The 25,690-nt window shown below is 51.0% G+C and carries 23 protein-coding genes and 1 pseudogene; all 24 read left to right on the top strand.

Annotated elements, in window-relative coordinates; translation table 11 throughout:
* Positions 1-7: 7 nt before the first annotated feature.
* The 24 genes and pseudogenes from H9Q79_RS07465 to pylSc all read left to right on the top strand — a co-directional run bounded on the left by H9Q79_RS07465 (position 8) and on the right by pylSc (position 25,674).
* Entirely contained in the window at positions 8-1,393 is a 1,386-nt protein-coding gene (locus H9Q79_RS07465; protein ID WP_118645602.1) for a dihydroorotase, read from the top strand.
* A gap of 15 nt (positions 1,394-1,408) precedes the next feature.
* On the top strand, positions 1,409-2,161 hold the full coding sequence (locus H9Q79_RS07460; RefSeq protein ID WP_118645604.1) for an amidohydrolase family protein: 753 nt from the start codon (positions 1,409-1,411) through the stop codon (positions 2,159-2,161).
* 135 nt (positions 2,162-2,296) lie between these two features.
* The gene (locus tag H9Q79_RS07455) at positions 2,297-3,604 is read left to right on the top strand and encodes an aminotransferase class III-fold pyridoxal phosphate-dependent enzyme (protein ID WP_118645606.1); all 1,308 of its coding nucleotides are present in this window, start codon (positions 2,297-2,299) and stop codon (positions 3,602-3,604) included.
* A 200-nt stretch (positions 3,605-3,804) separates the two neighbouring features.
* Complete coding sequence (locus H9Q79_RS07450) at positions 3,805-4,749, top strand: glycoside hydrolase family 43 protein (RefSeq protein WP_249329555.1); 945 nt, start codon at positions 3,805-3,807, stop codon at positions 4,747-4,749.
* A gap of 25 nt (positions 4,750-4,774) precedes the next feature.
* Positions 4,775-5,554 carry an SDR family NAD(P)-dependent oxidoreductase gene (locus H9Q79_RS07445; RefSeq protein WP_249329554.1) on the top strand — a complete coding sequence of 260 codons (780 nt, stop codon included), beginning with the start codon at positions 4,775-4,777 and terminating at the stop codon, positions 5,552-5,554.
* Between the two features lie 49 nt (positions 5,555-5,603).
* On the top strand, positions 5,604-6,395 hold the full coding sequence (locus H9Q79_RS07440) for a cupin domain-containing protein (RefSeq protein WP_249329553.1): 792 nt from the start codon (positions 5,604-5,606) through the stop codon (positions 6,393-6,395).
* Between the two features lie 93 nt (positions 6,396-6,488).
* Positions 6,489-7,283, top strand: coding sequence for a cupin domain-containing protein (locus tag H9Q79_RS07435; RefSeq protein ID WP_249329552.1), 795 nt, complete (start codon positions 6,489-6,491; stop codon positions 7,281-7,283).
* Positions 7,284-7,440: 157 nt separating this feature from the next.
* On the top strand, positions 7,441-8,625 hold the full coding sequence (locus H9Q79_RS07430) for an iron-containing alcohol dehydrogenase (RefSeq protein ID WP_249329551.1): 1,185 nt from the start codon (positions 7,441-7,443) through the stop codon (positions 8,623-8,625).
* 68 nt (positions 8,626-8,693) lie between these two features.
* Positions 8,694-10,223, top strand: coding sequence for an FGGY-family carbohydrate kinase (locus H9Q79_RS07425; protein WP_118645614.1), 1,530 nt, complete (start codon positions 8,694-8,696; stop codon positions 10,221-10,223).
* A gap of 21 nt (positions 10,224-10,244) precedes the next feature.
* Positions 10,245-11,318: a pyridoxal phosphate-dependent aminotransferase gene (locus H9Q79_RS07420; protein WP_249329550.1), complete on the top strand. Its 1,074-nt coding sequence runs from the start codon at positions 10,245-10,247 to the stop codon at positions 11,316-11,318.
* Positions 11,319-11,336: 18 nt separating this feature from the next.
* Positions 11,337-12,032, top strand: coding sequence for a hypothetical protein (locus tag H9Q79_RS07415; protein ID WP_118645620.1), 696 nt, complete (start codon positions 11,337-11,339; stop codon positions 12,030-12,032).
* Between the two features lie 9 nt (positions 12,033-12,041).
* Positions 12,042-12,827, top strand: coding sequence for a fumarylacetoacetate hydrolase family protein (locus tag H9Q79_RS07410; RefSeq protein WP_118645622.1), 786 nt, complete (start codon positions 12,042-12,044; stop codon positions 12,825-12,827).
* 28 nt (positions 12,828-12,855) lie between these two features.
* A complete protein-coding gene (locus H9Q79_RS07405; RefSeq protein ID WP_249329549.1) occupies positions 12,856-13,749 on the top strand; it encodes an HpcH/HpaI aldolase/citrate lyase family protein in 894 nt (297 codons plus the stop codon).
* A 27-nt stretch (positions 13,750-13,776) separates the two neighbouring features.
* Positions 13,777-14,949, top strand: a complete 1,173-nt coding sequence (locus tag H9Q79_RS07400) for an NAD(P)-dependent malic enzyme (RefSeq protein WP_249329548.1) — start codon at positions 13,777-13,779, stop codon at positions 14,947-14,949.
* Between the two features lie 32 nt (positions 14,950-14,981).
* Positions 14,982-16,535 carry a citrate lyase subunit alpha gene (gene citF / locus H9Q79_RS07395; RefSeq protein ID WP_118645626.1) on the top strand — a complete coding sequence of 518 codons (1,554 nt, stop codon included), beginning with the start codon at positions 14,982-14,984 and terminating at the stop codon, positions 16,533-16,535.
* Positions 16,536-16,556: 21 nt separating this feature from the next.
* Positions 16,557-17,501: an NAD(P)-dependent oxidoreductase gene (locus H9Q79_RS07390; RefSeq protein WP_118645674.1), complete on the top strand. Its 945-nt coding sequence runs from the start codon at positions 16,557-16,559 to the stop codon at positions 17,499-17,501.
* On the top strand, positions 17,501-18,202 hold the full coding sequence (locus H9Q79_RS07385; RefSeq protein ID WP_249329547.1) for a cysteine hydrolase family protein: 702 nt from the start codon (positions 17,501-17,503) through the stop codon (positions 18,200-18,202). Before H9Q79_RS07390 ends, H9Q79_RS07385 begins: the two co-directional genes overlap by 1 nt.
* Before the next feature lie 84 nt (positions 18,203-18,286).
* A pseudogene (locus H9Q79_RS07380) lies at positions 18,287-19,768 on the top strand (trimethylamine methyltransferase family protein).
* Between the two features lie 215 nt (positions 19,769-19,983).
* A complete protein-coding gene (locus tag H9Q79_RS07375) occupies positions 19,984-21,288 on the top strand; it encodes a hypothetical protein (RefSeq protein ID WP_118645632.1) in 1,305 nt (434 codons plus the stop codon).
* 202 nt (positions 21,289-21,490) lie between these two features.
* Positions 21,491-22,549, top strand: a complete 1,059-nt coding sequence (gene pylB / locus H9Q79_RS07370; protein WP_118645634.1) for a methylornithine synthase PylB — start codon at positions 21,491-21,493, stop codon at positions 22,547-22,549.
* Positions 22,516-23,682, top strand: a complete 1,167-nt coding sequence (gene pylC, locus H9Q79_RS07365) for a 3-methylornithine--L-lysine ligase PylC (protein ID WP_249329546.1) — start codon at positions 22,516-22,518, stop codon at positions 23,680-23,682. Before pylB ends, pylC begins: the two co-directional genes overlap by 34 nt.
* Before the next feature lie 2 nt (positions 23,683-23,684).
* Entirely contained in the window at positions 23,685-24,506 is an 822-nt protein-coding gene (gene pylD / locus H9Q79_RS07360; RefSeq protein ID WP_249329545.1) for a 3-methylornithyl-N6-L-lysine dehydrogenase PylD, read from the top strand.
* Positions 24,506-24,820, top strand: coding sequence for a pyrrolysine--tRNA(Pyl) ligase small subunit (gene pylSn / locus H9Q79_RS07355; RefSeq protein WP_118645642.1), 315 nt, complete (start codon positions 24,506-24,508; stop codon positions 24,818-24,820). The genes pylD and pylSn overlap by 1 nt, the downstream gene beginning before the upstream one ends.
* Before the next feature lie 11 nt (positions 24,821-24,831).
* On the top strand, positions 24,832-25,674 hold the full coding sequence (pylSc, locus tag H9Q79_RS07350; protein ID WP_118645644.1) for a pyrrolysine--tRNA(Pyl) ligase large subunit: 843 nt from the start codon (positions 24,832-24,834) through the stop codon (positions 25,672-25,674).
* The last annotated feature ends 16 nt before the right edge of the window (positions 25,675-25,690 follow it).

Below are 25,690 nucleotides of genomic sequence, written 5' to 3'. Positions count from 1 at the left end.
AAGAATCATGAGTGAAAAAGTGTTTGATCTTTTGATCATTAACGGCAAAATTGTAAGTCCCGAAGGCATCAGGGAAAATTATCTGGCTGTTAAGGACGGAAAGATCGCAGAGGAGGGGGTAAATCCGGAAGGGTTGAAAGCCACTCGTGTCATCGATGCGAAAGGTAAATATATACTTCCCGGTGGAATTGACGATCACGTGCATTTCCGTGACCCGGGTGACGACCTGACCTATAAAGAGGATGCCCTGACCGGCTCCAGAGCCGCGGCGGCGGGCGGCATTACCACTATCTTTGATATGCCGAACGTGCATCCGTCCTGTCTGAATGTGAAAAATTTTGAATTTAAGAAATCCATCTATGAGGAAAAATGCCTGGTGAACTATGGGCTTTACGCATTTCTGGTGGAAGACCCGGAGCTGGTGGAGCCGCTGATGGACGCTGGCTGCGCAGGTTTTAAATGGGATATGGGCACGCCGGACAACGTGCTGCCGGATCATCACAGAATGCCGACCAACTCGGAAGCGGCAGTAGCTTTCCAGAAGATCGCGGCAAGGGATTACTGCATAACCATCCATGCCGAGGATATGGATCTGGTTAAATTCTATACCGCAGAACTGCAGAAATCCGGAAGAGATCCGAAAGACTTTCTGGCACATGAAGAAGCGCGTCCCGACGTGGTAGAGCTTTCAGCAATTGCGCGTTCGCTGATCCTGTCGGATCTGACGGGCTGCCGTATCAACATTACCCACCTGTCCTCCAAGAAAGGGTTGGAGATGATCGTTGACGCGAAGAGGAAAGGCTCCAAGATTACCTGTGAGGTTGGTCCGTCCTGGTATACATTCAGCACAGATGATTATCCAAAATATGGCGGAGCGATCCGCGTCGTTCCTGCAATCCATCATCCGGAGGACCGGGATGCCCTGTGGGAGGGCCTTGTAAACGGCGATGTGGATATGGTAGGCACCGACCATGCGCCCCACTCTCTGGAAGAAAAATTCGAGAAGTCCTGGTGGGATACCCTTCCCGGAACCATCGGAGTTCAGACCAGCCTTCCGCTGATCCTGGACCGCGCCAATAAAGGCCAGATTTCCCTGGAAAGAGTCGTAGAGGTGATGTCTGAGAAACCGGCTAAGGTGTGGGGGCTGTATCCGAGAAAAGGATGCCTGCAGGTGGGTTCGGATGCAGATATCACGATTGTGGATATGGATCTGGAATGGACCGTTACCCATGCGGAAATGAAATCTAAAACCCAGTACACACCCTTCGATGGTTTTCAGTTGAAGGGCAAACCGGTGATGACGATCGTTATGGGGCAGGTTGCTTATGAAAACGGTGAAGTTGTTGGGAAACCAGGCGTTGGCGTCATGGTGAATCCGAAGAAAGAATGGTAATTTGGAGGAAAGACGATGAAGATAATTGATAATCACAATCATCTGTGGGAAGGCAAAAAAGTAGATGGTTTTACAGATGCCAAAATGGGAATTAAAAGACTTTTGGAGGATATGGACGAAGCCGGCGTGGATATGGCCGGAGTCTGTACAATCGCTCAGTCTATGAATAATGAGTATGTGATTGAGTGCGTGAAGGCACATCCGGACCGCCTGTTTGGATTTGCTTTTGTAGACGCGACAGATCCGAATGCTGTAGATCAGTTAAAACGATATCTGGACCAGGGGTTCGTGGGCTTGAAGCTGCATCCCAGGCTTCACGGCTATCTCCTTGGCAATCATGATCTGGTAGATCCGCTGATGGAAGTATGTCGTGAGTACAAAGTTCCGATGTTCGCTCACGGAGGCTCTGAGGAGATGAACCATCCCTTCTATTTTGAAGAGCTGGCGAAGGCATTTCCGGACGTCACAATCATCATGGGACATATGTGCACACCTAATTACTGTACGGACGCGAAAATGATCGCAGCCCGTAACCCCAATATCTATCTGGACAACTCCGCAGCGGAGTACCTGAGCTGCAAGACCGGCGTCATGATGGAAGGAGTCGGCCCCGAGAAGATTCTCATGGGTTCTGACTGGCCGGGCAGCCATTTTTCACTTTCGATTCAGAAGACGAAGCTGTCAGCAAACTACGCGAAGGATCCTGAAAAGGCCTTTGAAATGATGGCTGGAGGGAATATTGCGAAGATTCTGAATCTCAAAGTGTAATCAGTGGATAGTACTAAGTGGGCGCTGCGGCCCGGGCCCGATGGTAAACAACGCTCCTTACACAGCCATTGCCAGCGCCCTGCATGCCCACTTAGATATTATTAATATATTTCATATAAGAAAAGGAGAAACGTTATGAACAAAAAACTATCTGTCGATGAAATCTTACAGATGAACCAGGATTATCAGTTTTTTACCTGGACACCACAGAAGAGTTCCCTGGAGCGTATTGCAGTTGCAGGTGGCAAGGGATGCTATTTCTGGGATTTTGACGGCAACAAGTATCTGGATGCAGGCTCACAGCTTGTAAACCTGAACATCGGATTCCAGGACGAAAGAGTTGTCAACGCTATTAAAGCTCAGGCGGATGAACTCTGCTACATCGCTCCGTCCTATGCGACTGAGATTCGCGGTCGCCTTGCTAAGAAAATTATCACCGACTGCGCACCCGGAATGGGTAAGGTTCTGTTTACCCTGGGCGGCACAGATGCTAACGAATATGCGCTTCGCATCGCGCAGGGATATACCGGACGCTACAAAGTATTTTCACAGTACATGTCTTATCATGGTTCGACCTATGGTTCCTCAACCCTGAACGGACAGGCTGCGCGCGGCAATATGGACCCGGGCATTGCGGGCTTTGTTCATTTCCTGGGACCGTGGTGGCGTGATCACGGACTGAAGTTCGAGACAGAGGAAGAGTATACCGAGTTCCTGCTGAAGATGCTGGAGCGCCAGATGATTCAGGAGAATCCGGACAAGATTTCCTGCCTGGTTACTGAGACCATGCAGGGCGGCGGCGGCGTCATCGAGATGCCGAAGGGATACCTGAAGGGTATTCGTGACCTGTGTGATAAATACGGCATCCTGATGGTCTGCGACGAGGTTATGGTTGGCTTCGGACGTACCGGAAAATGGTTTACTTATCAGCATTATGACGGAGTGATGCCGGATATGATCACTTTTGCAAAGGGCAGCACCTGCGGCTATACTCCTTTCGGCGGCGTTATCGTATCGAAGAAAATCGCAAAATATTATGATGATGTGGCGCTTCCTGCAGGACTTACGTATAACTCTCATCCGATCTGCTGTGCTACGGCACTGGCGACAATCGGCGTTTATGAAGAGGATAACCTCTTAAAGAACAGTGAGGAGCGCGGAAAAGAACTGCTCGCCGGCCTGATTGAACTGGATAAAAAACATAAGAGTGTAGCCAATCCGAGAGGCAAAGGGCTTCATACGGCACTTGATCTCGTTGGCGGAGCCGCTACCGGGGCAGCGCATGAAAAACTGAAAAATATGTACATCGACAAGGGTGTGATTCCATACATCCTTCCTCCGAGAATCGTTCTGTCACCGCCGCTGATCATCACGAAGGAAGAGGTTCAGAAGATTCTTGAAGTTACTGATGAAGTTCTGACATTCGCGGATACTCTGGTGTAATCCGCAATTGACGCCGTCCGCAGTACAGACGGTTTGACGCTCGGACTAAGAGCTCACGTTGCCGGGCCGGCGTCTTCAGACGCTGGCCCTGTTTCGATAAATGGAGTTGGTTTCCACGGGGCCTGTGATTGCGGAGGTTAGTGAAGCGTCTGGAAAACATCAGGTCAGAGACAAATACAAGAATATATATGGGGGATTTTATGGAAGAGAAGGCATATTTACTGGTACATTATAAAAGCCCAAACGCCAGGATTGAAGAACAGGTACATTTTGCGGTCAGCAGGGACGGCTATCAATGGGAAGCCGTGAATGGCGGCGCTCCTGTGTTCATAGCTGACAAAGGAGAACGGGGGGTGCGCGATCCATCGATTATCCGGACACAGGATAACCATTTCGTAATTCTAGGCACAGACCTGTGCATGTCGGAGAATTTTGAAAAAAAGTATCAGAAGCAGTGGGCGAATATGGGGCGGTACGGCAGCCGGAGTATCAGCATGTGGAAATCAGAAGATCTTATACACTGGTCCGGGCAGCGTCTGGTGCAGCTTTGTGATGAAAATTTTGGATGCTGCTGGGGGCCGGACGTTCTGTACAATGCCCATACCGGGAAATACATGGTCTATTGGGCCTCGTCTCACTCTTCCAACGATTATGGGGCTAAATCGATCTATTATGCGGAGACGGCAGATTTTGAAAGTTTTGGAGAAGTAAAATTCCTGTGCGCAAAGGAGGATGCCAGCGTGGTGGACCCGCAGATCCATCAGGTGGGCGGGACATACTTCCGTTTTCTGAAAAGCAGGAGCAATCCCTTTGCGGTCATTCTCGAGAAGGGGAAGACCATTGACGGTGCCTATGAACGTGTGAGAGGGTTTGATGAGTGGATGGGCAGGCTGACTGCCAATGAATATGAGGCGCCGTCGATGTACCAGCTTCCGGACGGGCAGTGGTGCCTGCTCTTGGATTATTTTGGAGAGAAGCGCAAATGTAAGGGGTATGTCCCCTTTATTGCAACAGATTTTGAAAATGGGGTTTTTGAAGAAGCATCTGACCGGTTCTCTTTTCCATACGGGATGAAGCACGGAAGCGTGCTTGAAATTACTGCGGAAGAATATGAACGGATCAGGGATTATTGGACGTGGGTTTAATCTTGAAAAATGGATAGGAGGCCAAATGATGAAATTTGATTTCAGCGGAAAGACTGTCGCCATCACAGGCGGAGGTTCGGGAATAGGAAAGTTATCCTGCCAGCGTTTTGCCGAAGCAGGAGCCAGAGTTGCAGTCATCGACATAAACAGCACGACGGCGCAGCAAACGGCAGACGAGATCACGAAAGCAGGGCTGGCAGCTCATGCGTTTCAGGCGGACATCACGGATGAGCAGGCGGTTGAGACGACGTTCCAGGCGATTGCCGATTGTTTCGGCAGCATTGATATACTGTTCAACCAGGCCGGCATCAGCCCCATGGGCAACCTGGAGACCACTTCCTATGAAGATCTCAAGAAAGTTTTTGCCATTGATACATTTGCTATATTTCTCACCTGTAAATACGCGCTTCCCTATATGAAACGGCAGGGAGGGGGAGTGATTGTCAACACAGTGGGGACCTATGCACTCCGGTATGTGCAAAATAAACTGGGTTACTGCAGCTCCAAGGCAGCGGCTCTCAGCATCACCAAGTCGGTAGCGGTTGACTACGCGCGAGATAATATCCGCTGCAATGCTATCTGTCCTGGATTTGTAGACACGCCGATTAACAAGGAGGTTCCGGAAGACAGGCGTGCCCGTTTCCTGGACAGAACGCAGCCGATGGATATTCTGATCAACGCAGAAGATATCGCACAGACGGCCATGTTTTTGGCCAGTGACGCTTCACGCGCGATTACAGGACAGGCCATAGTTACAGATGGAGGCACGGAAGCCACGCTGTTCTATACTAGCCCGAATCTGTAAGATTATCATGATTCAGACGGCGGGTCATCAACTTTATCAGGGGGAAATCATGGATATATCACAATTTAACCCGGGAATGGAATTAAAGGAGAAAAATCATCTGAGTGTCAGCAGAACCAGGAAAGAGCCGGGCGTGGTCTGCCAGATGCCTAAGATGTTTATTTTCTCTGATGAATTGCCGGGGTGGGACAAGACGGAAATATGGAATTATACAACCCGGAGGATGGATGCCTGTTTTGTAATGACGCGGATAGAGGTCCGAAAGGGCGGCGGAACTATGACGCCGGTGAATAACGGATGTGAGAATTTTTTTTACGTGGTATCAGGCACTGTGACGGTTAGCCTTCCCACAAAAAAATGCAGGCTGGAAAAGGACGGATATTGCTGGATTCCGCCGCAGATGAATTTTGAGATGTCACAGGAAGAGGAGGAGACGGCGACAGTCCTGTGGATTAAAAAGATCTATGAGCCTCTGGAGGGAATTGCAGTGCCGGAGGCGGCGTCCGGCAATGCAAAGAATCTGAAGGCAGAGGAAAGTACCGCAGAATTCACGAAGGAATGTCTGCCGGCCAGCTCAGACTTTGGGTTTGATATGAGCGTGAATATTCTCATTTATTATCCCGGAGTAACATCTGAGCGCACAGAGGTACATATGAGCGCCCATGGAGCATACATACTTGAGGGCAGAGGAGATCTGGCGGTGAATGGCACGCATTATGAGGCTCATGAAAATGACTATTTTTATATCGCTCCCTGCGCCCCTCATTATACGGCGGCGTATGCGCCGAAGCCCCTCTGTATCCTTCTTTTTGAAGAAGTGAACAGGGATTATGCCCTTTAACAGCTGCCGTCCCTTATCCGCAAGTCTGCGCATGCGGGCATGCTCCGCTTCACGGCTGCCGCACGGGTCTTTTATAGTAATGGAGGTAATAATATGGATGTTTCCAATCTCAATTTAAGCAACAGACAGATAGAAGAGGAGCATCATCTTGCTAACGCGAGAGCTTTCCTAGAGCCGGGAAAAGCATGCCTGATGCCTTATGCAGTCAGAGTGGGAAAGAAAATCCCCGGATGGAAAAAAACGCTGGCTGCTCACATGATCACGCCGAGGCTCGGAGCCGAATTCCTGGAATGTGAGCTCTGCATCGCACCGGGCGGAGGTGCGGAAGGAGCTGTAGTCAATTCCTATGAAAATTTCATGTTCGTAGTGGCAGGCTCCATTGAAGTGAAGATTTTAGGAAGACGATATGCGCTCGAACAGGAAGGGTTTTTCTGGACGCCTCCGGGGGCTGATTTTGAAGTGGACAATAAAAGCGGAGATGACGCAAGGGTTCTCTGGGTGAGAAAAAAATACATAGAATTGAATGGTTACCGGGTTCCGCGGCCGGTGGTGGGAAATGTAAAAAATCTGGACGGAGTCCAGTCGCCGGCGGACTATGAGCAGCATTGTCTTCCCTTCGACAATGATTTTGGTTTTGATATGGCCATGAATATCTGCACTTATTATCCGGGAGTGACCATGCCTCGTACGGAAACCCATATCTGTGAGCATTGTAATTATGTCATAAGCGGCAGAGGATTCATATGGATCAACGGCATCTACCATGAGGTATTCCCGGGAGACGCCTGGTATGTGGCGCCCTATACGCCTCATACGGCGACAGGGCTGGCGCCGGCGGCGCTGCGTTATCTGCTGTATAAAAACATAAACAGGGAATTCATGCTCTGATATACCAATATTCCCATGACGGACGCCTGCCGGCCGGGATAAAATCCGCTTATTGACTCTCTAGTAACTTGATACGTTACGATAATTCCGTAAGGGGCACAGCCGCTGATACCATTCAGGCGGCTGAAAAGCAAACAAAACTAAGGAGGTTTTTAGCATGCAGGATTTCTATTATTCTGTACCAACAAAGGTATATTTTGGCAAGGGTGTGGCTGGCAAGGCAGGAGAACTGGCGCGTCAGTACGGCACTAAGGCAATGATTCTTCATTACGGTGATGGCGTGGTGGAGAAGATCGGCCTGTATGACACGGTTGTTAAAAGTCTGAAAGAAAATGGCGTGGACTTTGTCGAACTGAAAGGCATCCTGCCGAACCCCAGAATTACAAAGATTGACGAAGGCGTGGCCATCTGTAAAAAAGAAGATGTCAAGGTGCTCATTCCGCTGGGCGGCGGAAGCTGCATCGATACCGCGAAGGCCATTGCCTCCTGCGTACACTATGACGGTCCGGCATGGGACGTTGTGCTGGATTCTTCTCTGGCGAAGGATAATCTGCCTGTGATCGCGATTCCGACACTGGCAGCCACCGGATCAGATATGGACAGTGACGCCATGGTGTGCAATGAGGCCACCAATGACAAAATGTCATTAAATATTCCGGAACAGTTCCCGGTGTATTCACTTTCAGATCCTACATACACCTGTACAGTTCCGCGCAGGCAGACTGCCGCCGGGACAGCGGATATCATGTCACATATTATGGAAGTGTATTTTTCTAAAACCCCGGGCGCTTTTTTCTCTGACAGGATCATGGAAGCCATGCTGAAAACCTGTGTAAAATATGGCACCATCGCCTGCTGTGAAGACCCGTCTAATTATGAAGCCCGCGCGAACCTTCTGTGGGCCGCATCCTGGGGCTGCAACGGTTTCTTTGACTGCGGCAAAATCGGCAGACGCTGGTCGGTACATCCGATGGAGCATCAGCTCGGAGCATATTATGATGAGACCCACGGCATCGGCATCGCAATTCTGACACCTCACTGGATGAGATACATTCTGAACGAAGATACCAAGGATATGTTCGCTACCTTCGGAATCAATGTTCTCGGACTGAGCGCGGAAGGCGATACTATGTATACTGCAAAGAAAGCAATTGATACTTTGGAAGCGCTGTTCCGTTCCTGGGGCATTCCGGAGAATCTCCGCGAAAGCGGTATCGGCATTACCGACAAATCAAAATTTGAGATCATGGCCGAAAAAGCCCTCGGTCCTGCAGGCAGAATCAACGGATTTGTTCCGCTGGACAAGCAGGATGTAATCAATATCTATGATGCAGCCTTTTAAATAACAGATCCTGGCAGCGTCCGTCCTGTACAGGGGCGGGCGCTGGTACACTCTGAAAGGAGTTTTTCATGAAACGTCAGTATTGTATCGGAATAGACAGCGGAACACAGAGCACCCGCGCGATGATGTTTGACTTAAGCGGAACATTTATCTGCGGTGCCACTGTCAGGCATAAACCGCTCATACACGGCGCCGACGGCGGTATCTATATGGATGAGGAAAATCTCTGGACATCCCTCTGCAAAGCGACACAGGATATGATGTCGCAATTTAAGGGGGATAAGAGAGAGATACTCGGCGTCGGGCTTTCGCCTCATAATGGTACCGTGTTTTTTATGAAAAATGACGGCACGCATCTGATGCATCCGATCTGTTATCAGGATTACCGGACTGCGGACCTGGAGCCAATGCCCGATGACTGCCCTGCCTGGGAGGCATGGCAGCACTTAAATTCCAGAGCCAATTTGCTGAAGTGCATTGCGCCGGACATTTTCGGCCAGGTGGAGAAGTATGCATCGGTGGGCGGCTATCTGGGATTCATGCTGACGGGCAATTTTGTGGACACGGTCAGCAACACGATTGGGAGCATGCCGCTGGACCGGGAACATTTCTGCTATGAGAAGAGAGAATGGGTGTATGACTGCGTCGGAATGAGGAAGGACCAGCTTTGTGAAGCTTTTTTGCCGGGACAGGTCATGGGCCACATTTCTTTGAAGGCGGCGGAGGCTACGGGCCTGCCGGCAGGCATTCCCCTGGTGGCCGGCGCCAGCGACAAACAGACAGAAGCCTTTGGAGCCGGAGCAATTCATGATGGCGATGCGTTCATCAGTTATGGAACGGAGGCCAATCTCACATTTGTATCCAACAGCTTTTATACCATGACGCGGTCACATTTCTTTTACAGTCTGCTGAGCGCCGTGCCCTATCAATGGAACTATACGGTGCCCATGGCCAGAGGATACTGGCTGATCACCTGGTTTAAGGAACAGTTTGCCCAGGACCTCATTCAGAGGTCGGAGCAGAGCGGGTTGGGGCGCTATGGCGCCGAGGATTTCCTCACGGAGGAGGCGATGAAGCTTCCGGCCGGCAGCGAAGGCCTTCTGGTGATGCCGGACTTTCTGGCGCCGCGGTCCCGCCCTTACAGCAGCGGAACAGTGATCGGGTTCCGGCCCATACATACCAGAGCCCATCTGTTCCGGGCGTTCATAGAAGGGATAGCGATGACGCTCCGGCTGAATTCGGAGTCTCTCAAAGAGAGCATGCCGGGCCTAGCCCCCATAAAATCTCTTTATGTGGGCGGCGGCGGTTCCAGAAGCGACCTGGGCATGCAGATTACGGCCGATATATTCGGCGTTCCCGCCACAAGAGCCGCTTATCATGAGACGGGCTCTCTCGGGGCAGCCATCTGTGCGGCTATAGGCGCAGGAGCATTCAGCGGGCCAGAGGACGCCGGGAAAATGACCGGAGGCAAAGCCCAGACTTTCGAGCCGGATGAAAAGAACCGGGAGCTGTATGAGGAAATATATCAGAAAGCCTTCAGTAAGCTGTATGCTTCCTTATTGCCGACTTTTGAAACAATGGATCAGTTGTATAAGTAAAAACATAAAAGAGGTGTAAAAATGAAATTATCTAAATATCTGACAAGCATGCCGGCCTATAGTCCTGCGCCTAATACCTATAAGGTTAAGTTGAATACGAATGAAAGCCCTTATGACTTGCCGGAAAATCTTCGTAAGGAAGTGGTCAGGAAGCTGGGCGAGATGCAGTTTAACCGCTATCCGAATCCAAGGGCTGTTGAACTCAGGGAGGTTGCCGCAGATTTCTTTGGCATTGATTCTTCCATGATTATGCCGGGCAACGGTTCCGGGGAATGGCTGAAAATGCTGATTTCAGATTTGATGGAGCATGGCAGCAAGCTTTTATTCCTCGACCCTGATTTCTTTATCTACCGCAGAAACGCAGGGTTTGCGGCCGTTGAGAAAAGTATCGTCTCCAAGGGGGAAGACGGTTTCATTACAGTGGAAGGTATGATAGAGATCATCCAGGCTGAGAAGCCGGATCTGTTCATGTTCTCCAATCCCTGTAACCCGACGGGACAGGGCTTTAATAAAGAGGAAGTAAAACGAATCATCGCTGCCTGCGGAGATGCAGTTGTCATCGTTGACGAGGCGTACAATGATTTCTATGGCGAGAGCATCATTGACTATGCGGTAACCACAGAAAATGTCATTGTTTTGCGCACCTGTTCCAAAGCAATCGGCCTTGCGTGCGCAAGAATCGGATTTGCCATCGCGAATCCCAGGATGATCGATCTTATCAATCACATCAGGTCTCCGTACAGTGTGAGCCAGTCCGCCCAGGTCATCGGGCAGGTGGTGCTGAAGGACAAAGAGTATCTGAGGTCAATTACTGCAAGGGTAGTGGAAGACAGAGAAATTACTTACAAAAAGCTTGCAGCGCTTGCGGAAAAATATCCGGAGGAGATGAAGATCAAGCCTTCTGTCAGCAATTTCTTCTTTGTACGCTTTAAAGATTCCAAAAAGATCTGTGATGCGCTGAAGGATCAATACAGCATCGCTGTCCGCGATTTCCCCACAGCACCCATACCGCACACAAGAATCACAGTCGGGACGTCAGAGGAGAATCAGGCGCTGGTAGAGGCACTTACAGAAATTCTTGCAGAGCAGAAATAATCAGGAGGAGATAAGAAAATGAAGGGTATTGATATGATAAAAGGAACAAAGGCTGTAGTAATGCTGACGGATAACGACCTGACGGTAGATCATGCCGCAGAGTTTTTTAATTCAGCAAAAGACGCGCCGATTCAGAACTGGGGCTTCAAAAGTGTGGGACAGCCCCATGACGTGATGTATGCGCTTGCTGAGACCATCAAAAGCGCCGGCAAGAATCTGTTCCTGGAGTCCATTACATATACAGAGGAAGAATACAAATTCCTTGCTGAGTTTTCCAGAAAGGCAGGCGTGGACTGTGTGCTCGGCACAATCTATAACCGGGGGCTCCATGACGCGCTGAATGAGGCAGGCGTGCTGTACTGCCCGTTTATCGCCAAAACGCCGGGCCTGCCGGGCACGATCATCAAGAGCCGGGAAGAGATCATGGCAGACCTGAAAGAAGCGACCGACAACGGCGTGGGGGGCGTTTCAGTTCCCGCCTACATGCATGACAAGATGAGCGGCAAGGAAATTCTGACGATGATCCGTGAAAAGGCCCCAGAGCTTCCGGTACTTGTAGCAGGCCGCGTCAAGACTCATAAACGTATTGATGAGATGTTTGAACTGAAGACCAGCTTTACCATTGGCGGCGCTCTGTTCAGAGCAGAGCTGGCAGAAGGCTCTTTCAGCGACAACGTGACCGCTCTGGGCAATTACATGGAAAAGAGCCGGTAAAAGGCATTGATGATGAAGAAATACGCCCGCATCAAATATGAAGGAAAAGTATATTTTGCACTCATGAGCGGAGAGGGAAAATGGCAGCTTCTTGAGGGGAGCGATCCCTGTACGTTTACAGAAACCGGCATCTTCCCGGAGAACCCTGATATCCAGCTCATTCCCTGTACCCCGACAAAAATTGTCGGGGTCGGGTTGAATTATAAGGACATGGATCTGAAGCCCGGTGAAAGCTTCCCCAGGAGGCCCAAGATGTATATCAAGCCACTGTCGGCCATGATCGGGGACGGTGAGGATATCATACTTTCGCCTATGGTTCACGATCCCTGCAGCGAAGTAGAGCTGGCGGTGGTCATGGGAAGGTACTGCTCCCATGTGAGCCAGGAGGACGCGGAAAAATACATCTGGGGATATATGCTTGCCAATGATATGACGGCCAGCGACCTTCAGAAAGAGGACGGCGTCTGGGGCAGGGCGAAGACCTTTGATACCTTCTGTCCGGTCTCGCAGTACATCGTTTCAGAGGTTGACGTATCAGATCTGGAGATTTCCACAAGGATTAACGGAAAGCTGGGACAGCACGGTTCCACAAAGGATATGCTGAAAAAAATTCCCTGGCTCATTTCCTATATTTCTTATGTTTATGCCCTTCAGCCCGGAGACTTGCTGCTCACTGGCACGCCCACCGGATACGGAGACAAGGTCCGGGCGGGAGACCTGCTGGAGATGGAGATAGAAACTATAGGGAAAATGCATAACAGAATCAAAGCAGCAGATTATAGCTGCGAGTTTTGATAAAACAAATATCTAAGGAGGTATTAAGATGGCTGTCAGAAGAACTGATCTTTATTTACCGGCTAATAACGAACACATGATTGAAAAAGCTCCTACGCGGGGGGCAGATGTAATCACCCTTGACCTGGAGGACGCGGTCCCGCTGTCCGAGAAAGCGGCTGCCAGAGAAATCGCAAAGAGATGGATACCTAAAATGAGCGTAAACGGCGCTGAATCATGGGTCAGGATTAACGCATGGGATACAGATCTCACGATGGATGATCTGGATGCGGTGGTGATGGAAGGGCTGGATGGAATTACGCTGCCCAAGTGTTCCGGCCCCGACGATGTCAAAAGGCTTGACTTTATGCTTACAGATCTTGAGAAGAAGCGTGCCCTTCCAGTAGGAGGGATCAAGATGGCGATTCTCATTGAGACGGCGATCGGCATCATGAATGTGGATCAGGCTGTGTGGTGTTCTGACCGGCTGGTAGCCGTGATATTTGGAGCAGTTGATTATACCCGTGATATGCGCGTGACCAGAACGGACGAGGCGGACGAGCAGTTTTTCGCCAGGGGAAAGATCGGCGTTGCAGCGAGAGCCGCAGGGCTTGTCGCAGAAGATGCGCCGTTCCCGAACTATGCGGACGATGCGGCGTTTGAGGCCAATACCCGCAGCGGAGCGCAGTTGGGCTTTGAGGGACGGCAAATCATTCATCCGCGCCAGATTCCTATTGCACACAAGGTGTATTCTCCCACTCCTGAGCGCGTAGAATGGGCGAAAAAGATCACTAAGGCGTTTGAAGAGGAAGGGCTTGCGAAAGGATCTGCTTCCGTGGGCGTGGATGGACAGATGATCGATACCCCGGTGTATCGTGACGGGTTGAATATTCTCGCCAGAGTAAAAGAAATTGAGGAAAAAGAGGCTGCCAAGAGAAAATAATATCTGAAAGGGACAGGAATTGATACGATGGATTATGCAAAAGAATCTCTTAAAATGCATTATGAGCTCAGAGGAAAGATCGAGGTAACTCCCAGAGCAGAGGTTAATACCCAAGAAGCACTTTCCCTCGCGTATACTCCCGGTGTTGCACAGCCCTGTCTGGAGATACAGAAAGATATCAGCAAAAGTTATGATCTCACCCGCAGATGGAATACTGTCGCAGTCATCACGGACGGAACGGCGGTGCTGGGACTCGGAGATATCGGTCCGGAAGCGGGGATGCCCGTAATGGAAGGAAAATGCGTGCTGTTCAAGGCTTTTGGTGATGTGGACGCCGTTCCGCTCTGCGTGCGCAGTAAAAATATGGACGAAATTGTTCAGGCTGTCTCTCTGTTTGCAGGTTCGTTTGGGGGTATTAATCTGGAAGATATCTCCGCGCCCCGCTGCTTTGAGATTGAGAAAAAACTCATAGAGAGCTGCGATATCCCTGTTTTCCACGACGACCAGCACGGAACGGCAGTCATCACTCTTGCCGGGCTGATGAACGCGCTCAAAGTCGTGGGAAAGAAGATTGAGGATATAAAAATTGTAACCAGCGGAGCCGGAGCCGCCGGAATAGCGATCATCAAGCTTCTGATCAGCTATGGGCTGAAAAACGTCATTATGACAGACCGAAGGGGCGCTATCTATGAAGGAAGAGAAGGGCTTAACCCGATCAAGGAAGAGATGGCGGGGCTTACTAACCCGGAACACATTGCTGGCTCTCTCGCGGATGTTATAAAGGGTGCGGACGTGTTCATCGGTGTTTCTGCCCCGGGCACTCTGACAGGCGATATGATCCAGTCTATGGCAAAAGATCCGGTGATTTTTGCGTGCGCCAACCCCACGCCTGAGATCTTTCCGGATGAGGCGCTGGCGGCCGGCGCCAAGGTGGTGTCCACAGGGCGCAGCGATTATCCGAATCAGATCAATAATGTTCTCTGTTTTCCCGGCCTTTTCAGAGGCGCGCTTGACGTCCGTGCCAGCCGCGTCACCGAGAACATGAAATTTGCCGCGGCTAAAGCGCTGGCCGGCCTGGTCAGTGAAGAAGAACTCTGCGCGGAATATATCATCCCCAAAGCGTTTGATCCGCGGGTGAAAGACGCAGTTGCAGCGGCAGTCGCTGAAGCGGCACGCAAAGACGGGGTGTCGCGTATCTGAAGAACGTGTTTCTAAACTCGAAGGAGATTGGAATGAAAAATATACTTGGTCGTGAAGTTCCGGACTTTATAGAAGGTTATGGCAGTGTGAAACATTACGAAGGCGCATTTGCCAGAGCCGGGAAACCTTCAAAACGTGCGGAGGTCCGGATTCCTAAAGGCGCTGCGCCCGGCGGCAGAAAGCTATGTGAAAATCTCGGAGAGGCGCTGGACAAGCTGCCCCTCAGGGATGGGATGACCGTATCCTTCCACCATCATTTGAGAAACGGTGATTTTGTAACAAATATGGTCATGGAGGAAATCGGGAAAAGAGGGTATAAGGATATTCATGTGGCGGCCTCCGGCCTGTTCGCCTGTCACGGGCCGCTGGTACCCCTGATCGAAGACGGGACGATTACCCAGATCTCAGTCAGCACCTTCGGAGCCGGCCCCGTGCCTCAGGCGATATCGGCCGGCAAGCTAAAAAAGCCGGTGATCCTCCGCAGCCACGGCGGACGGCCCAGAGCGATAGAAAACGGAGAAATGCATATAGATATAGCGTTTATCGCTTCTCCCAGCTGTGACGAAATGGGAAATATCAATGGCAGCCAGGGAAAGAGTGCCTGCGGATGTCTTTCCTACAGCTATGCAGATGCGGAATTCGCAGACTATGTGGTGGCTGTCACTGACACTCTCGTGCCTTATCCGAATACGCCGGTGGAGATTTCTCAGAACCTTGTGGATTATGTGGCAGTGGTAGATGCGATCGGGGACCCGGCAGGCATCGCCAGCGGGGCTACGAAGGTCACAGAGGATCCTGCCAAGCTTGCGGTTGCGGAGACGGCGGCTGAGCTGCTGGACAGAGCCGGCTATATCCGCCAGGGTATGAGTTTTCAAACCGGCGCAGGCGGAATCAGCCTGGCAGTGGCTGCCGGGATAAGGAAACGAATGCTCCGCGACGGAATCAGCGGAAGCTTCGGCTCAGGCGGCATACATGGGTATTTCACCCGTATGCTGGAGGAAGGGCTGCTTCGGGCGCTCTGGGATGTGCAATGTTTCGATCTTGAAGCCATAGAGCACCTTGCCAGACATGATCCCAGGCATCTGATCATGAGCGGCAGCCTTTACGGCAACCCAGAAAACAAGGGCTGTGTGGTGAATAATCTGGATATCATGATTCTCGGCGGCTTTGAAGTGGACACAGATTTTAATTTGAACGTCATTACCGGTTCCAACGGCGTGATCATGAGCGCTTCCGGAGGCAATGAGGACTGCGCCGCGGGAAGCAAAATTTCACTGGTAGTGAGCAGCCTCATGAAAAAAGGCGGACGCTGCATCATCCGGGAGAAGGTGACCACGATTACTACGCCCGGAGATACGGTGGACGGTATAGTGACCGATAAAGGAATTGCTATTAATCCCCGGCGGGCGGATCTCGTGGAAAAACTGAAAGACAGCGGACTTCCCATTGTCGATATTCATGAATTGCTGCGGATGGGCGATGAACTGGGAGCAGTGAAGGATCATCCGGAATTCGGTGAGCGGATTGTAGGCGTTGTAGAATACCGGGATGGCACAGTGATCGATGTGGTGCATCAGGTACTTTAACAGATATAGAAGGAGCATATGATGAAAGTAACATTTTTGGAACCCCTCGGCATTCCGCAGGAACAGCTGAAGGCTATGGTAGAAAGTTCTCTGGGAGAACTTGTTGAAGCTACATATTACGACACTCGCGCAGAGGATGCAGAAACCCTCACAGAGCGCAGCAAAGGAGCAGACTGTGTGGTACTGTCCAATATCCGGTATGGAGAGGATATTATCAGCCAGCTTCCGGACCTGAAAATGATCTGCGTGGCGTTCACCGGCGTAGATCTGATAGATGTGGAATACTGCAGGTCCAAGGGAATTATGGTATGTAACTGCGCCGGATATTCCACGGTGGCAGTCGCAGATCTTGTATTCGGATTCGCGATCAGCCTTTCCAGAAATATTCCCGCCTGTGACCGTGCAGTACGTGAAGGCGGAACAAAGGCCGGACTCGTGGGATGGGAGCTGGAAGGCAAGAAATTCGGGGTGATAGGGGCCGGAGCTATTGGCGAGCGGGTACTTCGGATCGCCCAGGCTTTCGGCTGCGAGACTTATGCCTACAGCAGGACCGTCAAGGACATCCAGGGGGTAACCTTTATCTCCCTGGAAGATCTGCTCAGCACCTGTGATATCATATCCGTCCATGTTCCGCAGAATCCCCAGACAATCGGGATGATCGGAAAAGAACAGTTTGACCTGATGAAGAAGGATGCCTTGTTCATAAACTGCGCCCGCGGCCCCATTGTTGACAGCGAAGCACTGGCAGATGCCTTGAACAGCGGCAGGATAGCCGGAGCGGCGGTGGATGTATTTGAAATGGAACCGCCCGTACCCCAGGATCATGTTCTGTTCCAGGCAGACAACCTGATCGCTACCCCTCACGTCGCATTTGCGTCTGCCCAGGCGTTTGAGAAAAGGGCTGTCATCGTCTGCGAGAATATTAAAGGCTGGCTGCAGAACAAGCCTGTGAATGTGATCTGCTGATGAAAGATAATCCAACCAGATCAGCGCTGATTGTAATAGACATGGAGAAGGGGTTTATCAGCGCTGAATCTGCCCAGTGCATCAGGAATGCGGAAAAGACGGTTCCCGCGTGTGCAGCCGTGGTGAACACTGCCCGCCAGAAAGGAATCCCGGTATTTTTCGTCAAGAGGATCTACAGGAACGATGGAAGCGACGTGGAAATGACGAGATATGAAGCGTGGAAAAACGGCGGCCGCGGCATGGGGCCTTCCAGCCGCGGCCCGATCAGCGCAGAGGCGCCTGAAGGCCTCCGTCCACAGGATGGCGACTATACGATTATCAAGCCCCGATGGAGCGCTTTTTTCCATACGGAGCTGGACCTGATCCTTCGCCGGCTGCACGTGGAGACTGTCATACTGATTGGAACTACAACTCCGAACTGTATCAGAACCGCCTGTTATGACGCGAACTCACTGGAATATCAAGTTGTGATCCTGGAAGATTGCTGTTCGTCCCAGACGGAAGAGATACAGCGGGTGAATATCGAGGATATGCGGCGTATGGGGGCGGTCATTTCCAACTCGGAAGAATTCCGGTCCTACGGCCCGGATACGGTGCCGCCGCTCAGCCGTAATATTTTCCGGGAGATCCTGCAGGGCAGCCAGGCGCCGGAGTATTTCACCAGCGATGGAGAGAGTACGGGATGGTTTGACAGATGGTAATTTTTTTGCTTATTTTGCCCTTGACTCTAAATCCACTGGAGATATTATACTGAATTTAAAATAAAACAAGGAGGTAGCGCATACATGAAAAGAAACCTATCGGCCGGCTTAAATGACATTACAGGCGCCAGGCTGGACCTGTTCAGCGAAGACAGCCTGGATCAGCTGCATCGGGCGACGCTCGAAGTGCTGTCTGAAGTCGGCATGGAAATCGGCAGCAAAGAAGCCCTGGAATGTTATGAAAAGGGCGGCTGCGCAGTGGACTATGACAAAAAAACGGTAAGAATTCCCCAGTATGTAGTGGAAGAAGCCATCCAGTCATGTCCTTCATCTTTTACACTGTATGGTAAAAGTGAGGAGTTCAATATGGAGCTGGGCGGCGGAAGAGTGTACCATTCTCCGTTCGGCTGTGCGCCGCAGATTGAAGACATTGAAACCGGTGAAGCGCGTATGGCGGTGAAAAAAGATATCATAGACACCGCGACACTGGTAGACCGGCTGCCAGAGTATGATTTCTGTTTTTCAACGCTGACAGCGAGCGATGTTAAAAGAGGGTTTACGAATATACATAGCTTTGAGATGCATTATACACATCTCCGTAAGCCCATGATGGCATCCTCCAGCAGGAAGTGGAACGTCGAGTATGATATTGAGATGGCGAGCGTTGAGCGCGGAAGTCTGAAGGCGCTTCAGGAGAAGCCGACAATCTTTTTTGGAGAATGTACGATCAGCCCGCTGTTCCTTCCGGAAGAGGCGTGCGAGGTGCTCATGACGGCGGCAGAATATGATATTCCCGTCGCAAATATGACAATGTCGATGGCAGGAGGTATGGCTCCGGTCACCCTTGCAGGATCGGCTATCATCGCCAACGCGGAGAATCTCGCGACTCTGGTTCTGTCGCAGCTGGTTCGTAAGGGAGCCAGATTTATCTGCGGAGGTTCTCCGGGAATCTCTGACATGCGTCACGGCTCCAGCGCTCTGGTAGGCTGTCCGGAGGCAGGTATTTTAAGCGCTACCATGGCTGCGCTTGGAAGGAAATACGGAATACCGACTCTGATCGGCGGGACATAGACGGAGTCAAAATTCTGTGACTTCCAGGCAGGTCACGAGAAGACAATGACGGGTTTACTTCCGGTGCTCGCAGGGGCAAATATTATCTATGGCGGCGGTATACTGGACAGCGGTATTGTGATGAGCTTAGGACAGCTCGTTGCTGATGCCGATGTGATCCGTATGTACCGTAAGGCACAGGAAGGAATACCGGTTAACGATATTACAATGGCGCTGGATGTGATCCGTGAGGTGGGAATCCGTGGAAACTTCTTAGGTGAGGAGCATACACTGGACCACTACAACGAGCAGAGTAAACCAGAAATATTCCAGCGTGGCGTTCCGACTGCCAATGCGAAGGACCTGAAGGAACTTGCTGATGAGCGGGCGCTTAAGATCCTGGAAGAGAACAGGGATAAGCTGTCAGTTTCACAGGAAGTGGCGGATAAGATCCATCAGATGGTTCTGGAAGCAGAGGAAAAACAGCTCAATATGAAATACGGAAAAGTTGATTAATAGCCGTTGCCTGCGGCAGGGGCGTTAAATCGATGTAAGCAGGAGCGCTGAATGATTTCAGCGCTTCTGTTTTCAAGTACGTTTTCGGCGTGCTTGCGAGGGCTGTGCTGCGGAGCGCCTTTTGCCGCGCAGCTCTGCGATCCGCCGGAAGTCATATACAGAGGGGAGTCACATTCCCTCCGATGTGAAGGACAATAGAAAAAGGAGCTTAGGAGATGGAAGTAATCAGTTTGATTGGAATTATAGCTGGAATTGCGTTCTTCATTCTGTGCTGCTGCAAGGGAATTCAGATGTTTTTGGCTGCGCTTCTGGCCTCTGTCATCATCATCGTATTCTCCGGCATGCCGGCCCTGGAGACTCTCACCGGAGCCTGGGCGAGTTCGGCAGGCGGTTTTATTACCAGCTATATTTTGATATTTGTCGGCGGCTGCCTTTATGGGCAGACGATGGCAGCCGGAAAAGGATCGCGCAGCATAGCGGTAGCATTTGCGAATGTCATCCGGAAGAGTAAGCGGAATCAGAAATTTATCTGTGTCATGTTTGTTCCTGTGATGTATATGATACTGACTTTTGTGGGGATCAATAGCTTTGTCATTGTCTTTACAGTATTATATACGGCAAGGGATCTGTATCAGGAAATCGATGTCCCATGGCGGCTGTACTGTTATGGAGGCGCCTGCAGCACAGCAACCTGCATCCTGGGCGGTTCCCTGCAGCTTGTGAATATCCAGCTATCTGAAATGTACGGAACGCCTCTGACGGCAGAAATGGGTCTGTCCATCGTTGGATTTGCCGCGTTCTGCCTGGTATTCGCGGTTCTGGCCAAGTTCGATATCCGGAAGGCAGAGCGTGCGGGTGAGACATTCATGGACAGCGGAGCCGCCTTTGCAAATCCGGAAATAGGCAAAAAAAGCGATGAGCAGGAGGATATGCCCAGCGCCTGGTATGCACTCATTTCCATGGCCGCGGTGGTCGTATGCGCGGTGACGTTACATGTGTTGGCGGGCATACTGATCGGCATATTGCTGAACCTGCTGTTTTTCAGAAAATATATGACAGATTTCAATGACAGTATAACCACCGGCATAACCTCCAGCTTTGGTCCGGCTCTGAACGCGGCGGCCACAGTGGGGCTTTCGACGCTGGTGGCCACAGCCCCCGGTTTTCAAATTGTGACAAACGCTCTGTCTAACCTGTCTCCCCTGTACTTCGGGCCCACTGTAATTGCCCTGGTGACCTTCCTGACAGCGGCGCCTCCCGGAGCAGTGAGCGCGTTCGGCACACAGATCCTGGAATCCATGACGGCAGCCGGATATTCTGCCGGAGTGACACACCGGATACTCAGCGCATCGATCTTCGCCTGTGTAGGTCCCCATTCACCAGGCGTTGTCAACACAACAATGCTGGCGCGCCTGGCATATAAAAAAGCGGTGCCCGTTTATCTGAAAATAAGCCTCATTCCCGGAGTGTGCAGTTTATTAGTTATGATACTCTGCGTGCAGTTCGGACTGTTTGTATGAATACGTTTTGCTTCCAATTTGGGCGGTGAGGGTATCCATTCCCGTCTCACTCTCCATTATCGGTTGACTCTCAAGTTACCTGAGGGTTTATGATTATTTTATATGGGGGGTGAATCGCAGTGATTATGCGGACTCTAAATCCGTACAGCCCGGGGCAGCACCGGGACTCTCCGTGACTAAGCTTTTTGAGAAGGTATCAGGTATGTCTGAAAATCTTGATAAGATATTAGAAAAAAGCATAGAGAAACAGGCGCTATCGGATGAAGATCTGCTTTGCCTGCTGCATAGTGAGGATGAGGACAGCCTGCAGAAAATCTTTTCGGCAGCCCGTGAGGTGCGCTGCCGTGAATTTGGCGACGGGATCTTCCTGTATGGATTTGTTTATTTTTCTACCTATTGCCGCAATGACTGCAATTTCTGTTATTACCGTTCTTCTAACCAATTACCGGAGAGATACAGGAAAAGCAGGGAAGAGATCATCAGGACCGCAGTGGACTTAAAAGAATCGGGTGTGCATTTGATCGATCTCACCATGGGTGAGGATGATTATTATCTAAAAGACGGAGAACGTCTTGCAGAACTTGTCAGTGAGCTGAAAGCAGCCTGCGGTATTCCGGTCATGGTTTCACCGGGGGTTGTGCCTCCGGCGCTGATCAGGCGGCTGGCAGAGGCGGGAGCCGACTGGTATGCATTATATCAGGAAACTCACAACAGGGATAGGTTCAAGGGACTGCGTCTGCATCAGGATTATGATACCCGGATGCAGGCCAAGCAAGCGGCAGCTTCCTGTGGGATGCTGATTGAAGAAGGGCTTCTTTCCGGGATAGGAGAAAGTGCCGAAGACGTGATACATTCACTACATATCATGAAAGAGATGGGGGTCTCCCAGGGCAGAAGCATGACGTTTGTGCCGCAGCAGGGAACGCCCATGGAAGGCCGGCAGCAATCGGGTTTCCTGAATGAATTAAAGATGATAGCGGTGCTGAGACTGTATCTTCCCGATATTCTGATCCCGGCATCGCTGGATGTGGACGGTATCCGGGGACTGGAAGAACGGCTGATGTCTGGCGCCAATGTGGTGACATCGATTATTCCTCCTGCTAAGGGATTTGCAGGGGTTGCCAACGCTTATCAGGATATTGACGAAGGGTTCCGGACGGTGCCGGGTGTAGCAAAGATATTAGATGAATGCGGACTTCGCCGGGCTTCTCTGGAAGAGTATGCAGAATGGATCGAAAAAAGAAAAAAAAGAGGATTTTAGTAGCCGGCGGAAGACTACAGGGGACAGAGATTGTCTATCTGGCTCGTAAGGCCGGTTATTGTGTGATTCTGATTGACCGCTCAGAGAATGCTCCCGCAGCCGGATTGGCTGATTTATTTGTGAGGGCTGATCTGTTTGAGGAGCAGATTGTGATGGATGCGCTGTGGGGAATCGATTACGTGATCCCGGCAATAGAGGATCTGGCAGTTCTGGACAGGCTCGGAGAGTATTGTGAGAGAGCGGGAGTAAAATATATTTTTGACAGAGAGGCATATACGGTTTCCAATTCCAAGAACAGGACGAACAGATTATTGAAAAACCTGGGGATCAGCCTTCCGGGGGAGTTTCCGGGATGCGGATATCCGGTGATCTGTAAGCCGGATTCTTCGAGCGGCAGCAGAGGCGTCAGAAAAATTGAAACGGAGGAGGAACTGGAACGCTGTGGAGGGTGCGGCCTCGTCGTTCAGCAATACCTGGACGGGCCGTCTTATTCATTAGAGGTATTGGGCAATGGCAGCGATTCGGTGTTTCCAATGATTACTGAAGTGGTGACAGACGCAGAATACGATTGCAAAAGAATTCTGGCACCTGCGGCAGTGAGTGACGAGCTGGCGGATGAGTTTTTGGGTATTGCAGAGAAGATTAACAGTGTGATAAGGATTCATGGAATCTTTGATATCGAGGTGGTGCTGAATGGCGGCCGCCTTTATGTGCTTGAGATTGACGCAAGATTTCCCAGCCAGACGCCGATAAGCATCTACCATGCGGCGGGAATCAATTTTGTGGAGCTTCTGACCGGGTTTGCCGACAGAAAAGCGGCTGCAGACGTGATGAAACGGTGCGCGGCGGGAAATGCAAGGACATGTGTCTATCAGCAGATTCTGGTTGATGAGGATACTGTCAGAGTATGCGGAGAGCATATCATGAGCGGTGCCGGGCTGCTTCAGATCATTCCGGGATTTTGCGGTGCGGACGAAATGATTACGGATTATCTGCCGGGTTCAAAACGCTGGCGGGCGATCGTGATTCTGACCGGAGCGGATGAAAAAGAGGCCGGCAGGAAATGGGAGCGCTGTATGCGCAAAATCTCCGGCATCCAGGGTTTCAGACAGATGAAATGTATAGAAGGGTGAATATGTCAAGATTAGTAAAGGATGATATCAAATCGATAAGCGGTGAAATCGAAGCGTATGATTTGCGGTTTAAAGAACAGACCGGATATTTTATGGATGAGGTGGCAAGGAAAACGGTACATCTGAGTGATGTGCCGTTACCGTACAGGACAGCTGTCATATCGGTCACAAGCGGGTTGGGGGTGATTTCCGGATTTGCGGAAGCGGTTTGTGCCATATTGAGGCATTGTTCCGCAGACGCTTTTGTGACTAAAGCCAGTGATGTGGACGGCATTTATGAAGGAGTTATGAAGGGGGCGGATATACTGTTTCTGGCAGATGACGCCAGATTCGTGGCATTGAGCGTTTCTGCCAGGGCGTTGGCCGAGAACGGAGAGTGTACAGGCGTGGGATTCGCGGAAGCGCTGGCATGTTGCATGGGCTGCCGGAGAGAAAAAGTCCTGGTGCTCGGCGCCTCTGAAGTGGGTGGTGCGGCTGCCGCCTATCTGGCGGGCAGAGGAATTCCTGTTGATGTATTTGATACGAATCCCAACGTGCTGAGGGGGATGAAGATACCTGGCGGTAAGATAACAAAGCTGGATGCCGCTCCCAGGCTGAGGGAATACAGATATCTGTACGATGCGACGACTGCGGCCGATCTCATAACGGCCGGAGATGTCAGAGGAGATACTGTGATAGCGGCGCCTGGAATGCCGCGCGGAATCACAGAAGAAGCCTGCAGGATCGCTACAGTCATACATAATCCTCTGGAATTGGGGGTTATTGCCATGTATTACAAATGTGCGAGTATTATGGAATCACGTAAAGGGGAATGTGACTGCTGATGGACGCGGATAAAATTAAAAGATATGTGTATAAAAATCAGCGGCTCTCGGGCATGGTCGGGACTATAAAGCTGTGGCCGTCAAGGAGCGGGGTCCTGCACGGAGTGAAGCAGGTGGAACTGAAGGGAAGCAGTATTGAGATCACCACATATTGTGGAGAGACATTCACTATATGGGATTCTAAAGAAAGCAGGAGCGCCAGATGGCTCAGAAACCGCTGGTTCCGGAAGCCGTGCCCCCATTGCAGAATTCCGGAGTGGAAGCTGGAGAAGTATTCTTCAACCGTTTTTACGGGAGACGTACGAAAGCTATAAAAGGAGGGAATATGAAGGTTGGTCTGACAACGGCCCAGCTGAACAGGCTGATTGAATTAGGGGCATCCCCGGCCCAGCTGTCGGAACAGTTTTGCGATGCCGGGACATGCAATCGGTACTTTCAGAAAACAGAGGAAGCGCTGATCAGAATAAACAGGGAGAAACTGCAGACACTGGTAAAAAGCCGGCGGCGGCCATCCCTGTGCAGTCTGGAAGAGGCCTTGGCAGCCGCTCTGCGCAGGGAAGGTTTTCTGCAGGTAACAACGCCGGTTATTCTGTCAGGGAAGTTTTTGAACAGAATGACGATTGACGGCTCACATCCCCTGAACGACCAGGTATTCTGGCTGGACAAGAATTCCTGTCTCCGGCCCATGCTGGCTCCAAATTTATATGATATATCCAAAAAGCTGATGCCGGTGATTCCGCTGCCGCTGAGGGTCTTTGAGATTGGCTCCTGTTTCAGAAAAGAGTCAGAGGGCAGGTCGCATCTGAAGGAATTTACGATGTTGAATCTGGTGGAATGGGGATTGAAGGAAGAAGACAGGATAGACCGGCTGAAAGAGCTGGCAAAGCTGGTACTGGACGCGGCGGAGATCACAGGTTTCCAGATGACGGAGGAAGATTCAGTCGTCTATGGAAGAGGCCTGGATGTTGTAGATGCGGATGGCCTGGAGCTGGCTTCAACATCGATGGGCCCTCACAGGCTGGATGCGGCCTGGAAGATATCCTGTACCTGGGTGGGACTGGGATTCGGCCTGGAGCGGCTGTTGATGTCCAGAGAAAAAGCGAATGGCATCCGCCGGTATTCCAAAAGCTTATCTTATCTGGACGGCGCTTGTCTGTCCATGAAATAGCACACGTTATTTTTCA

The sequence above is a fragment of the Wansuia hejianensis genome, from assembly GCF_014337215.1.
Classification (GTDB): domain Bacteria; phylum Bacillota; class Clostridia; order Lachnospirales; family Lachnospiraceae; genus Scatomonas; species Scatomonas hejianensis.
Note: the sequence above shows the minus strand (reverse complement) of the source record. Positions and strands in the feature narration are given on the sequence as shown.